The organism is Acidovorax sp. GW823-FHT02H02, from assembly GCF_058797075.1.
Genome location: NZ_JBXAJH010000001.1, coordinates 67,509 through 80,957 on the forward strand (window position 1 = coordinate 67,509; position 13,449 = coordinate 80,957).

A 13,449-nucleotide genomic window follows, 5' to 3' on the forward strand; every position below is an offset into this window, starting at 1 on the left:
GCCCGCCAAGTCCATCCGCCGATTGTTCCGATCCCCATTCAAGGAGTCCGCAACCATGACCAGCCACACACTTTTCGCCCACGCCGCCAGGACCGCCCTCGCCACCAGCCTGCTGGCCATCGGCCTGGTAGGCGCCGCCCATGCACAGAATCTGCCCGGCAAGGGCGTGCGCGTGCAGCCCCTCAAGAGCTCGCTCGCCGAAGAGGCCTTCCAGACCCTGCTGGTCGCGCGCGCCCTCGAAAAACTGGGCTATGACGTCCAGCCCATGAAAGACCTGGAGCCCGCCACCGAGCACCTGGCCATCGCCAGTGGCGACGCCACCTTCATGGCCACCCACTGGAACCTGCTGCACGCGGACTTCTACCAAAACAGCGGCGGCGATGCCAAGCTCTACCGCAAGGGCGTGTACTCCGACAACGCCGCCCAGGGCTACCTGATCGACAGGAAGACCGCCGAGCGGTACCAGATCACCCACATCACCCAGCTCAAGGACCCCAAGCTCGCCCAGTTGTTCGACACCGACGGCGACGGCAAGGCCGACCTGACCGGCTGCAATCCCGGCTGGGGCTGCGAGCTGGCCATCGAACGCCACCTCAAGGCCTACCAGCTGGGCGGCTCCATCAGCCACAAGCAAGGCAGCTACGCCGCGCTGATCGCCGACACCATCGCCCGTTTCAAGCAGGGCCAGCCCATCCTTTACTACACCTGGATGCCCTACTGGGTCAGCGCCGTGCTGCGCCCTGGCACCGATGTGGTCTGGCTGGAAGTGCCCGACACCCCCGCTGCGGCAGGCGAGGACACACGCCTGCCCAACGGCAAAAACTATGGCTTCAAGGTGAACCAACAGGACATCGTGGCCAACAAGGCCTTTGCCGAGCAGAACCCGGCCGCAGCCCGGCTGTTTGAGGTGATGCAGCTGCCGGTGGCGGACATCAACGCCCAGAACCTGCGCATGGGCCGGGGCGAAAACAAGGCCAGCGATGTGGCGCGCCACACCGATGGCTGGATCAAGGCACACCAGAAGACTTTTGACGGCTGGATCGCGCAGGCGCTTGCGGCGGCGAAGTAGCGTGCAAAAGTTCAGCCAGACCAGACTGCAGCGCTTTATCCACAAGCGCATTGAGCTATTTTTTATATTGCTCCATACCCAGCGGCACGCCGTGTCCTGGGTATTCTCAGCTATCGGCCCACCATGTCCTCGGGCACTACCCAGGCGTCAAACTGCTCGGCCGTGACATGGCCCGAGGCAATCGCCGCGTCGCGCAGGCTGCTGCCTTCGGTATGGGCTTTCTTGGCGATCTGCGCGGCCTTGTCGTAGCCGATGTGCGTGTTCAGGGCCGTCACCAGCATCAGCGAACGCTCCACCAGTTCGGCCATGCGCGCGCGGTGGGGCTCGATGCCCTGGGCGCAATGGTGGTCGAAGCTGGCCATGCCGTCGGCCAGCAGGCGCACGCTCTGCAGAAAGTTGTGGATCACCAGGGGGCGAAACACATTCAGCTCGAAGTTGCCCGACGCGCCCCCAAAGTTGATGGCCACGTCGTTGCCCATGACCTGGGCGCACAGCATGGTCAGCGCCTCGCACTGCGTGGGGTTGACCTTGCCCGGCATGATGGACGAGCCGGGCTCGTTCTCGGGGATGGTGATCTCGCCCAGCCCGCTGCGCGGGCCGCTGGCCAGCCAGCGCACATCGTTGGCAATCTTCATCAGGCTGGCGGCCAGGGTCTTGAGCGCACCGTGGCCATGCACCAGCGCATCGCAGCTGGCCAGGGCCTCGAACTTGTTGGGCGCGGTGACCAGGGACAGCCCGGTCAGGTCGGCCAGTTCGCGGGCCACGGCCACGGCATAGCCGGCAGGCGCATTGAGCCCGGTGCCCACGGCGGTGCCGCCCAGGGCCAGCTCGCACAAATGCGGTAATGCGGCGCGCACATGCTGCTCGCCGTGCTGCAGCTGCGCCACCCAGCCCGAGATCTCCTGGCCCAGGGTGAGCGGCGTGGCGTCCTGCAGGTGGGTGCGGCCAATCTTGACGATGCCGTCAAAGGCTGCCGCCTTGGCCGCCAGCGTGGCGCGCAGCTGCTGCAGGGCGGGCAGCAGCCGGTGCACCAGCGCATCCACGGCGGCCAGGTGCATGGCCGTGGGAAACACGTCGTTGCTCGACTGGCTCTTGTTCACCTCGTCGTTGGGGTGCACCAGCCGCGCCTCGCCGCGCGGGCCACCCAGCAACTCGCTGGCGCGGTTGGCCAGCACCTCGTTCATGTTCATGTTGGTCTGGGTACCCGATCCGGTCTGCCACACCACCAGCGGAAACTCCTGCAGGTGGCCGCCGGCAATCACTTCGTCGGCCGCCGCCACGATGGCCGTGGTCTTGGCGGTATCGAGCAGGCCCAGGGCATTGTTCACATAGGCGCTGGCGCGCTTGACCTGGGCCAGGGCGCGGATCAGCTCCGGCGCCATGCGCTCGCCCGAGATGTCAAAGTGCTGCAGCGAGCGCTGGGTCTGCGCGCCCCATAGGCGCTGGGCGGGCACGTCGATGGGACCGAAGCTGTCTTTTTCGGTGCGGACTGCGGTTGCGTCAGGTCGGGATGTCATCACGCTTGTGCCTTGCCGCTCTGCGAGCGAATGAAGAAAGGGTCGAGCCACCAGGGCGCAGCATACCCACCTCACCCGGCTTTGCGCCACCCCCCTGGGCCACCGCCTCCGCCCACGGGAGCCTCCATCAACCCCTGACAGCGCCGCGCAAGCCCGCAGGGGGATAATTCGGGTTCGCGATTTTTCCCACGGACCCCACCTGCCATGACCACGACCTCCATTCGCCAAGCCGACCTGATCGAGTCCATCGCCGCCGCGCTGCAGTACATCAGCTACTACCACCCCACCGACTACATCGCGCACCTGGCCCGCGCCTACGAGCGCGAACAAAGCCCCGCCGCCAAGGACGCCATTGCCCAGATCCTGACCAACAGCAAGATGAGCGCCACCGGCCAGCGCCCCATCTGCCAGGACACCGGCATCGTCAACGTCTTCCTGAAGGTGGGCATGGACGTGCGCTGGGAAGGCTTCACCGGCAGCCTGGACGACGCCATCAACGAAGGCGTGCGCCGTGGCTACAACCACCCCGACAACACCCTGCGCGCCAGCGTGGTGGCCGACCCGCAGTTCGACCGCAAGAACACCAAGGACAACACCCCCGCCGTGATCTTCACCGAGATCGTGCCCGGCAACACCGTGGACATCACCGTGGCGGCCAAGGGCGGCGGCTCGGAAAACAAGTCCAAGATGTACATGCTCAACCCCAGCGACAGCGTGGTCGACTGGGTGCTGAAAACCGTGCCCACCATGGGCGCCGGCTGGTGTCCGCCCGGCATGCTGGGCATCGGCATCGGTGGCACGGCCGAGAAGGCCGTGCTCATGGCCAAGGAAAGCCTGATGGACGACCTGGACATGTACGAGCTGCAGGCCAAGGCCGAAGCCGCCAAGACCGGCGGCCCCGCGCTCGACAAGGTTGAGGCCCTGCGCCTGGAGCTGTTCGAGAAGGTCAACGCCCTGGGCATTGGCGCGCAGGGCCTGGGCGGCCTGACCACGGTGCTCGACGTCAAGATCAAGATGTACCCCACGCACGCGGCCAGCAAGCCGATTGCCATGATCCCCAACTGCGCCGCCACGCGCCACGCACATTTCGTGATGGATGGCTCGGGCCCCGTCTACCTCACGCCCCCGAGCCTGGACCTGTGGCCCAACGTCGACTGGACGCCCGACTACAACAAGAGCAAGAAGGTCAACCTCGACACGCTCACCAAGGAAGAAGTGGCCAGCTGGAAGCCCGGCGACACCCTGCTGCTCAATGGCAAGATGCTCACCGGCCGCGATGCCGCGCACAAGCGCATCCAGGACATGCTGGCCAAGGGCGAGAAGCTGCCCGTGGACTTCACCAACCGCGTGATCTATTACGTGGGCCCGGTCGATCCCGTGCGTGACGAGGCCGTGGGCCCCGCCGGCCCGACCACCGCCACGCGCATGGACAAGTTCACCGACATGATGCTGGAACAGACGGGCCTCATCGCCATGATCGGCAAGGCCGAGCGCGGCCCCGTGGCCATCGAGTCCATCAAGAACCACAAGAGTGCCTACCTGATGGCCGTGGGCGGCGCCGCCTACCTTGTGTCAAAAGCCATCAAGACCGCCAAGGTGGTGGGCTTTGAAGACCTGGGCATGGAAGCCATCTACGAATTCGACGTGGTGGACATGCCCGTCACCGTGGCCGTGGATTCGGGTGGCACCAGCGCGCACATCACCGGCCCGGCCGAGTGGCAAAAGCGCATCGCCACGGGTGAATTCAAGGGCATTGAAGTCGCGGCCGCCTGATGCCGCCAGGCATGGCGGCGAGCCTGTAGCCCACAGGGGCCACCCGCGCACTGCGGGTGCCCGCCGCCATGCCGCCTTTTCTTGTTCGCCCTGACACCATGAACCTTGCCGCGCAACCCATTGGCGTTTTCGACAGTGGCATCGGGGGCCTGAGCGTGCTGCAGGCACTGCAGGCCGAATTGCCCCACGAGCGCTTTGTCTATCTGGCCGACAGCGGCAATGCGCCCTACGGCGACGCACGTGGCGACGCTTTTGTATGCGCCCGCACCCATGCCATCACGCGCTACCTGCGCGAGCAGCACCACATCAAGGCCCTGGTGGTGGCCTGCAACACGGCCACGGCCGCCGCCATCCATGAAGTGCGCAGCAGCCAGCCCGACCTGCCGCTGGTGGGCCTGGAGCCCGCCCTCAAGCCGGCAGTCGCGCTGAGCCAAACCGGGCGCATCGGCGTCATCGGCACGCGGAGCACGCTGAGCAGTGGCAAATTTTCCAGGCTGCTGGCTTCGCTGGCCGGGCAGGCCGAGTTCGTGGTCCAGCCCTGCGATGGCCTGGCCCGCGCCATCGAGCACAGCACGGCGCTGCCCCTGGCCACCGACCCGTCCGCAACAGAAACCAGAGCGCTGTGCGCACGCTACATCAGTGCCATGGGCCAGTTTGGCACTGAACCGGGCGAGATTGACACGCTGGTGCTGGGCTGTACGCACTATGTGTTTGTGGTGGACGATCTGCGCGCATTGGTGGGCCCGCAGGTGCGGCTGATCGAAACCGGCGAGCCGGTGGCCCGGCAGACACGGCGCCTGCTGCACAAGGATGCGCTGCTGGCGCCGGAGGATGCGGCCGCCCAGATACCCACCCCCATCCGGTTGCTCACCACGGGTGCCCTCGCACCATTGCAGGCGGCGGCCGCGCGCTGGCTGCAGTTGCCGCCCGACTGCTGTGGCACCGTTGCCATCCCCTGAATGCCGATCCAATCAGGCTGTAGCGCCGATGAATGGAGCGCCAGAGGCGATTGAATTGATCGCTATTGCGCCGCCCACAAGCGCTCGCCCGCATGCTCCAGGTGCGTGAGGTACAGGCGCACATCCAACTCGTACTGGTGGTATTGCGGCTCCATGTGCTCGCACAGCTGGTAGAACGCCTTGTCGTGGTCCTTTTCGCGCAGATGGGCCAGCTCGTGCACCACGATCATGCGCAGGAACTCGTCCGGAACCTGCTTGAACATCGCCGCAATGCGGATCTCATGCTTGGCCGCCAGGCGGTTGCCCTGCACGCGTGACACCGAGGTATGCAACCCCAGCGCATGGCGCACGACATGGATCTTGCTGTCAAAAACCACCTTGTTCACCGTGCCTGCGTTGCGCAGGTAGCGTGACTTGAGCTCCGTGGCGTAGTCGTACAAGGCCTTGTCGCTGCGCACCGCGTGGGGCTGGGGATATTTGCGCAGCAGCACCGCGCCCAGCTGCCCCAGGCCCAGCACATGCCGGGCCTGGTCTTGCAGCGATGGGGCGTAGCTGCGCAGGTAGGGCAGATCGGTTGTCATGGAATCACCGGCAGGGACTGCTCTGCACAGCGCGCAGGGCAAGGCCTCTGGCCCGCCGCAGCCGCTGAATCTGCGTTTTCAGTGCAGGTGGCGTGGCCGGCGCCCGCCACCGTGGCCGCCGCCCGAGCCACCTGGCCCGCCCGACCCGCGCGGAGGCTTGCCGATTTCGAGTGAATTGACCAGGGCATCGAAGCGCTGTGTGAACAGCTTGTCGATCTCGGCCACCACACCACCGAGCTCGGCGCCGTCAAAGTGGCGCTCCATCATGTTCACGACATCCTGCACCAGCAGGTCACGCTGCACCTGCATGATGGCCGCCGGCGTGGGGCCGACGAACAGCATCACGAAATCGTCACGCGACTCGGTGCCGTCGTCTTCCTCGTCTTCGTCGAAATCGGCATCGTAGAACGTCACCTCGATGGCGGCGCCCAGTTCGGCCAGCTCGTTGAGGCTCATGCACATCTCATCGAGCGACTGGCGGAAATCTTCATCGCCACGCACCGTCCAGCACATCTGCAGCATGTGCTCTTGCGGGTCGAACTTGATGCCGGGCTCTTCTTCGTAGGCGCTCGCCGCACCATCGGCCAGCGAGCGGGCTCCGGCATATTTCCAAAGGGGTTTGAGCGCATCCTGGAGCTGCTCGAAGCTCGCGTCGGCACGCAGCTGGACCTGTCCGTGGACATGAATTTCAAAGGGAGCGTTGTAACTTGACATGATTGAATCGTAGTGGTGCCCCGAGCCGGGGTCGAACCGGCACGCCCCTTTTCAGGAAAGCGGCGGATTTTAAGTCCGCAGTGTCTACCAATTTCACCATCGGGGCGCCGGCTGCCCAACGCACACCTGCATCGCAGCGTAACCCGGGGCGCGCGGACACGCAATGCCCCTGTCGTATCCAGTGAGGGCCATGCCAGCACCGCCGACATATCGCCACCACCAAGAAAAAAGGGAAGCCGAAGCTTCCCTTGCATATCTGGAGAGCGGGAAAAGAGTCTCGAACTCTCGACCTCAACCTTGGCAAGGTTGCGCTCTACCAACTGAGCTATTCCCGCATTTACTTTTGCACTCTTCAGTCACCTTCAGTGTGCATCAGCAAGTCTCAAATTATAGCGCCATTTTCTGCCTCTTCAGCGAACTCGGAGAAATTTTCAAAAACACTTCTCTGATTCCACCGAACCGACAAAAAAGGCCCCTAAGGACCTTGATGCACTGGTCTGAACCAATGGTGTTCTGGAGGCGCGGTCCGGAGTCGAACCGGACTAACCGGATTTGCAATCCGGGGCATAACCGCTTTGCTACCGCGCCAGAAAATCGCGCTTCCCTGACAAAAAAGGGAAGCATCTGCTTCCCTTTTTGTGGAAATTGGAGCGGGAAAAGAGTCTCGAACTCTCGACCTCAACCTTGGCAAGGTTGCGCTCTACCAACTGAGCTATTCCCGCATTTTACCGAAGCCTCACATTGTACAACGTTTGCTGCGATGGAATGAATTGTAGCGCAATTTTCGGGGTGCGCCAGCATTTTTTGCATCAATGTTTCAATGGATCGGCGTTGGCCACGCCTCCGGCTGATTTTTCTGCTGCCGACGCCACCACCACGGCCGCTTCTTCTTCGCTCAAGGCGACAGGTTTGCGCTCCAACGCCACTTCCAGCACCTTGTCGATCCACTTGACCGGCACGATCTCGAGCCCGCTTTTCACGTTATCAGGGATCTCCTGCAGGTCTTTGACATTCTCTTCAGGAATCAGCACGGTCTTGATGCCGCCGCGCAAGGCAGCCAGCAATTTCTCCTTGAGCCCGCCAATTGCCGTGACCTCGCCGCGCAGGGTGATTTCCCCCGTCATGGCCACATCGCCGCGCACCGGAATTCCCGTGAGCGCCGAGACGAACGCAGTGGTCATGGCGGCACCTGCGCTGGGGCCATCCTTGGGCGTCGCGCCATCGGGCACGTGGATATGGATGTCGCGCTTTTCGAAGGCTTCATCCTTGATGCCCAGCATGCGTGCACGGCTGCGCACCACCGTGCGGGCGGCCTCGACGGATTCCTTCATCACGTCGCCCAGCGAACCCGTGCGGGTGATGACGCCCTTGCCCGGCATGGTGGCCGCCTCGATGGTGAGCAGATCGCCCCCCACCTCCGTCCATGCCAGCCCGACCACCTGTCCGACCTGGTTCTGCTGCTCCGCACGGCCATAGGTGTACTTGCGCACACCCAGAAAGTCGGGAAGATTGTCCTCATTCACCACCACCTGCGGGGTCAGCTTCTTCAACTGCAGCCCCTTCACCACCTTGCGGCAGATCTTGGAGAGTTCACGCTCCAGCGAGCGCACCCCGGCCTCGCGGGTGTAGTAGCGCACCATGTCGCGCACGGCGGCTTCGGTGATGAGGAGTTCTTCAGCCTTGACCCCATTGTTCTTGAGCTGCTTGGGCAGCAGGTACTTCATGGCAATGCTGGTTTTTTCGTCTTCGGTGTAACCCGACAGTCGAATCACCTCCATGCGATCAAGCAAGGCGGGCGGAATGTTCATGGAGTTGGATGTCGCCACGAACATGACATCGCTCAGGTCGAAATCGACCTCCACATAGTGGTCGCCAAAGGTGTGATTCTGTTCGGGATCCAGCACCTCCAGCAGTGCGCTCGACGGGTCACCTCGAAAATCAGTGCCCAGCTTGTCGATTTCATCCAGCAGGAACAGCGGATTGCGCACCCCCACCTTGCCCAGGCTCTGCAACACCTTGCCGGGCATGGCTCCGATGTAGGTGCGGCGATGCCCGCGGATTTCCGCCTCATCGCGCATGCCGCCCAGCGCCATGCGCACATACTTGCGCCCGGTGGCTTTGGCAATCGACTGCCCCAGCGAGGTCTTGCCCACGCCCGGTGGCCCCACCAGGCACAGGATGGGCGCCTTGACCTTGTCCACACGCTGCTGCACCGCAAGGTATTCAAGGATGCGATCCTTGACCTTGTCGAGACCGAAATGGTCTTCATTGAGCACGGCTTCGGCATTGCCGAGGTCGTGCTTGATCTTGCTCTTCTTGCTCCAGGGCAGGCCCGTGAGCACATCGATATAGCTGCGCACCACCGTGGCTTCGGCCGACATGGGCGACATCAGCTTGAGCTTCTTGAACTCGGCCTCTGCTTTCTTGCGGGCCTCTGCCGGCATCTTGGCCAGCTTGATCTTCTTTTCAATCTCTTCTACGTCGGCGCCCTCTTCCCCTTCACCGAGCTCCTTCTGAATGGCCTTGACCTGCTCGTTCAAATAGAAGTCGCGCTGGTTCTTTTCCATCTGGCGCTTCACGCGCCCACGGATCTTCTTGTCGACATTCAGGATGTCCACTTCACGGTCCAGCTGCTCGAACAGGTTCTCGAGGCGTGCCTTGACGTCGGAAAGATCCAGCACCACCTGCTTGTTTTCCAGTTTCAGGGGCAGATGCGCGGCGATGGTATCGGCCAAGCGGCCAGGATCATCGATGCTGGAGATCGAGGTCAGTATCTCGGGTGGAATCTTCTTGTTGAGCTTGACGTATTGGTCAAACTGCTGCATCACGGCACGGCGAAGCGCCTCGATTTCACTGGATTTGTGCTTTTCCTGGTCCTGCTCGACAGGTGCCACGGTGGCCGTGAAGTGCGTCTCGGCATCCGCAATGGATGTCACCAGGGCACGCTGCTGGCCCTCTACGAGCACCTTGACGGTGCCGTCGGGCAGCTTGAGCATCTGCAGGATGGTGGACACGCAACCCACATCAAACATGTCTTCGACCGAGGGTTCATCCTTGGCCGCGGCCTTCTGGGCCACGAGCATGATGCGGCGGTCGGACTCCATGGCCAGCTCCAGCGCCTTGATGCTTTTGGAGCGTCCCACGAACAGCGGGATGACCATGTGGGGGAACACCACCACGTCGCGCAGCGGCAACAGCGGCAGATCAATGGGGGTGGCTGGCAGGGGGTTATGTCCGGACATGGAAATCCTCAAAGTGCTCTGTGGAATATGGTCCACATGTGGGGATTTTCAACCCTTGCGCGCGGCCGCGCTGTTGCAAGGGTTGATGATTCGGGGGTCGCAGCATGGCGCCCGCTCCGGGCTTCTCAAGCCTTCTTGGCGGCCTCGCGGTACACCAGCAAAGGGGGCTTGTTTTCTTCGATGGTGGATTCGTCCAACACCACTTTCTCGACGTTGCTGGTGTTGGGCAGGTCGAACATGGTCCCGATCAGCGCCTGTTCCAGGATGGAGCGCAGGCCGCGGGCCCCTGTCTTGCGGGCGAGCGCCTTGCGGGCAATGGCCTTCAAGGCAGCGGGACGAATCTCCAGATCCACACCCTCCATGGCCAGCAGCTTGCTGTACTGCTTGACCAGCGCATTCTTGGGTTCGGTCAGTATCTGCACCAGCGCGTCTTCGCTCAGTTCGGCCAGTGCCGTTACGACGGGCATGCGCCCCACCAGTTCGGGAATCAGGCCAAACTTGATCAGATCTTCGGGCTCGATCTCGGTGAACACCTCGGACAGCGAGCGCTGTTTCTTGCTCTTGACCGATGCTCCGAAGCCGATGCCCGAGGCTTCGGTGCGGTTTTCGATGACCTTTTCCAGCCCTGCGAACGCGCCGCCGCAGATGAACAGGATGTTGGTCGTGTCGATCTGCAGGAAATCCTGGTTCGGATGCTTGCGCCCACCCTGGGGCGGGACGCTGGCCATGGTGCCTTCGATGAGCTTGAGCAGCGCCTGCTGCACACCCTCACCCGACACGTCGCGCGTGATGCTGGGATTGTCCGACTTGCGCGATATCTTGTCGATTTCGTCGATATAGACAATGCCACGCTGGGCCCGCTCGACTTCGTAGTTGCAGCTTTGCAACAGCTTCTGAACGATGTTCTCGACGTCCTCGCCCACATAACCTGCCTCGGTCAGCGTGGTGGCGTCGGCCATGACGAAGGGCACGTCCAGCATGCGCGCCAGGGTTTGCGCCAGCAGTGTCTTGCCCGAACCCGTGGGACCGATCAGCAAGATATTGCTCTTGGCCAGTTCCACATCATCCTTGTGGGCCTTGTCCTTGTGGCGCAGACGCTTGTAGTGGTTGTAGACCGCCACCGCCAGCGTGCGTTTGGCCTGGTCCTGGCCAATGACATAGTTATCAAGATTCTTCTTGATTTCCACCGGCGTGGGCAGATCACTGCGGCCTTCACGCGCCAGATCACCGGCTGGAAGCTCATCGCGGATGATCTCGTTGCACAGGTCAATGCACTCGTCGCAGATAAAGACCGACGGGCCGGCGATCAGCTTCTTCACTTCATGCTGGCTTTTGCCGCAGAAAGAGCAGTAAAGGGTTTTTTCGCTGGAAGAGCCTTTTTTCTCGGCCATGGGGGCAATGCCTTGTTTCGGAAAGTTGTCGGGATGATAACCAAATAAAAAACGGCGTCTTCCCTGTGGGAAAACGCCGCGCGGCCACCAGGGGCCGACTCAGGAGCGCTTGTGAATCACCTGGTCGATGATGCCGTAGTCCTTGGCTTCGTCGGCCGTGAGGAAGTAGTCGCGCTCGGTGTCTGCCTTGACCTTTTCCAGCGACTGGCCCGTGCGCTCGGCCAGGATGCGGTTCATCTGGTCCTTGGTACGCAGGATGTCGCGCGCATGGATCTCGATGTCGGTAGCCTGGCCGCGTGCGCCGCCCAGCACCTGATGGATCATGACCTTGGAGTTGGGCAGCGAAAAGCGCTTGCCCTTGGCACCGGCGGCCAGCAGGAATGCGCCCATGCTGGCGGCGAAGCCCACGCACAGCGTGGAAACATCCGGCTTGATGAACTGCATGGTGTCGTAGATCGACATGCCAGCCGTCACGCTGCCACCAGGGGAGTTGATATAGAAAGAAATATCCTTTTCAGGGTTTTCGCTTTCCAGAAACAGCAACTGCGCCACCACCAGATTGGCCGTCTGGTCATTGACCTCGCCCACCAGGAAAATGACGCGCTCCTTCAGCAGGCGCGAATAGATGTCGTAGGACCGCTCACCGCGGCCCGACTGCTCGATAACCATGGGGACCATGCCCAAGCCTTGTGTTTCCAGTGCGCTCATTGTTTCTCCAGTCAAGCAGATACTGTATCCAGAAATGAATTGGGGCTTGTGCACAAAAGCACAAGCCCCTGATGGGTGGTTACCGCGAGATCATCCGCAAGGAACGCGCTCCCGATGGCCCGGCCTCAGCCCTGGCCCATCAGTTCGTCGAACGACACCGCCTTGTCAACGACCTTGGCCTTGCCCAGAACGAAATCGGTCACATTGTTCTCGATGACCACCGCCTCGACTTCGGCCAGGCGCTGGCGGTCGCCAAAGTACCAGCGCACCACGTCTTCAGGCTTCTCGTAGCTGGCAGCCAGCTCGTCGATATGGGCCTTGAGCTGCTCGGGCTTGGCGTGCAGTTCGTTGGCGCGCACCAGTTCGGCCACCACCAGGCCCAGACGCACGCGGCGCTCAGCCTGGGGGCGGAACACGTCTTCCGGGATTTCCGCCTTATCGGCGTCCTTGATGCCGCGCTGCTTGAGCTCGGCACGGGCACCTTCCAGCAGACGGGCGATTTCAGCCTGCACACTGGCGTTGGGCAGGTCGAGTTCGGCCTTGGCGACCAGGGCGTCCATCACGGCTGCCTTGTTGCGGGCCAGCAGGCGGAACTTGACTTCGCGCTCCAGGTTCTTCTTGATGTCGGCGCGCAGGCCTTCCACCGAGCCATCGGCAATGCCCAGCGACTTGGCCAGGGCATCGTTCACTTCGGGCAGGTGGGCGGCTTCGATCTTCTTGATGGTGACCAGGAAGTCGGCGGTTTTACCGGCAACATCCTTGCCGTGGTAGTCGGCGGGGAATGCCAGGGGGAAGGTCTTGCTTTCGCCCGACTTCATGCCACGCACGGCGTCTTCGAATTCCTTGAGCATCTGGCCTTCACCCACCAGGAACTGGAAGTCTTCGGCCTTGCCGCCATCAAAGGGCTCGCCATCGATCTTGCCTTCGAAGTCCACGGTCACGCGGTCGCCGTCTTGTGCCGCAGCGTCGATGGCGCGCTGGGCAAAGCTGCGACGCTGCTTGCGCAGGATGTCGATGGTCTTGTCGATGGCGGCATCGGTCACTTCGGCGGACAGCTTTTCCACTTCCGCATCCGCCAGCTCACCGATCTTGACTTCGGGGAACACTTCGAAGATGGCGTCGAACGTGACCTGGCCTTCGGGGGCGCCTTCCTTTTCGGTGATGCGCGGCTGGCCGGCCACGCGCAGCTTGGCCTCGTTGGCGGCCACGGCAAAGGCCTCGCCCACCTTGTCGTTCAGCACTTCGTACTGCACCGAGTAGCCGTAGCGCTGGGTGACGACGTTCATGGGCACCTTGCCAGGACGGAAACCGTCCATTTTCACGGTGCGGGCCAAGCGCTTCAGACGGGAATCGACTTCGGTCTGGATGGTGGTCAGGGGCACGCTCAGCGTGATCTTGCGCTCGAGCTTCTCAAGGGTTTCAACAGTAACGGACATCGCTCTTCCTCGTATGAATGTGGATCGTGCTGGCTGCAGCGCAGCGGCGCCGTGTTCCG

Annotated in this window: 10 protein-coding genes and 4 tRNA genes; 3 read left to right on the forward strand and 11 right to left on the reverse strand. The window is 62.6% G+C overall.

Annotation, left to right across the window (positions count from 1 at the left end; genetic code table 11):
- Window positions 1-55: 55 nt before the first annotated feature.
- The gene (gene proX / locus AC1RDS_RS00295) at window positions 56-1,069 is read left to right on the forward strand and encodes a glycine betaine/L-proline ABC transporter substrate-binding protein ProX (protein WP_492226613.1); all 1,014 of its coding nucleotides are present in this window, start codon (window positions 56-58) and stop codon (window positions 1,067-1,069) included.
- A 110-nt stretch (window positions 1,070-1,179) separates the two neighbouring features.
- Here the strand turns inward: proX and fumC are convergent, their stop codons facing one another.
- Window positions 1,180-2,586: a class II fumarate hydratase gene (fumC, locus tag AC1RDS_RS00300; RefSeq protein ID WP_092697733.1), complete on the reverse strand. Its 1,407-nt coding sequence runs from the start codon at window positions 2,584-2,586 to the stop codon at window positions 1,180-1,182.
- A gap of 204 nt (window positions 2,587-2,790) precedes the next feature.
- Between fumC and AC1RDS_RS00305 the strand changes: the two genes are divergently transcribed.
- Together AC1RDS_RS00305 and murI are read left to right on the forward strand one after the other, a co-directional pair.
- Entirely contained in the window at window positions 2,791-4,359 is a 1,569-nt protein-coding gene (locus AC1RDS_RS00305) for a fumarate hydratase (RefSeq protein WP_026435711.1), read from the forward strand.
- 98 nt (window positions 4,360-4,457) lie between these two features.
- The gene (gene murI / locus AC1RDS_RS00310; protein ID WP_092697732.1) at window positions 4,458-5,318 is read left to right on the forward strand and encodes a glutamate racemase; all 861 of its coding nucleotides are present in this window, start codon (window positions 4,458-4,460) and stop codon (window positions 5,316-5,318) included.
- A gap of 62 nt (window positions 5,319-5,380) precedes the next feature.
- Here murI and AC1RDS_RS00315 read toward each other — a convergent pair whose 3' ends face one another.
- The 10 genes from AC1RDS_RS00315 to tig all read right to left on the reverse strand — a co-directional run bounded on the left by AC1RDS_RS00315 (window position 5,381) and on the right by tig (window position 13,390).
- Complete coding sequence (locus tag AC1RDS_RS00315; protein ID WP_092697731.1) at window positions 5,381-5,899, reverse strand: M48 family metallopeptidase; 519 nt, start codon at window positions 5,897-5,899, stop codon at window positions 5,381-5,383.
- Between the two features lie 78 nt (window positions 5,900-5,977).
- A complete protein-coding gene (locus tag AC1RDS_RS00320; RefSeq protein ID WP_092697730.1) occupies window positions 5,978-6,613 on the reverse strand; it encodes a DUF6806 family protein in 636 nt (211 codons plus the stop codon).
- Window positions 6,614-6,626: 13 nt separating this feature from the next.
- Window positions 6,627-6,719 (reverse strand) — tRNA-Leu (locus AC1RDS_RS00325).
- Between the two features lie 156 nt (window positions 6,720-6,875).
- Window positions 6,876-6,948 (reverse strand) — tRNA-Gly (locus AC1RDS_RS00330).
- Between the two features lie 179 nt (window positions 6,949-7,127).
- A tRNA-Cys gene (locus tag AC1RDS_RS00335) sits at window positions 7,128-7,201 on the reverse strand.
- Window positions 7,202-7,259: 58 nt separating this feature from the next.
- Window positions 7,260-7,335, reverse strand: a tRNA-Gly gene (locus tag AC1RDS_RS00340).
- A gap of 87 nt (window positions 7,336-7,422) precedes the next feature.
- A complete protein-coding gene (gene lon / locus AC1RDS_RS00345; protein WP_092697729.1) occupies window positions 7,423-9,855 on the reverse strand; it encodes an endopeptidase La in 2,433 nt (810 codons plus the stop codon).
- A 125-nt stretch (window positions 9,856-9,980) separates the two neighbouring features.
- On the reverse strand, window positions 9,981-11,246 hold the full coding sequence (gene clpX, locus AC1RDS_RS00350) for an ATP-dependent Clp protease ATP-binding subunit ClpX (RefSeq protein ID WP_092697728.1): 1,266 nt from the start codon (window positions 11,244-11,246) through the stop codon (window positions 9,981-9,983).
- A 99-nt stretch (window positions 11,247-11,345) separates the two neighbouring features.
- Window positions 11,346-11,954, reverse strand: a complete 609-nt coding sequence (gene clpP / locus AC1RDS_RS00355; protein ID WP_026435932.1) for an ATP-dependent Clp endopeptidase proteolytic subunit ClpP — start codon at window positions 11,952-11,954, stop codon at window positions 11,346-11,348.
- Between the two features lie 125 nt (window positions 11,955-12,079).
- Window positions 12,080-13,390 (reverse strand): trigger factor, encoded by a 1,311-nt coding sequence (gene tig / locus AC1RDS_RS00360; protein ID WP_092697727.1) that lies wholly within the window; start codon window positions 13,388-13,390, stop codon window positions 12,080-12,082.
- Window positions 13,391-13,449: the final 59 nt, after the last annotated feature.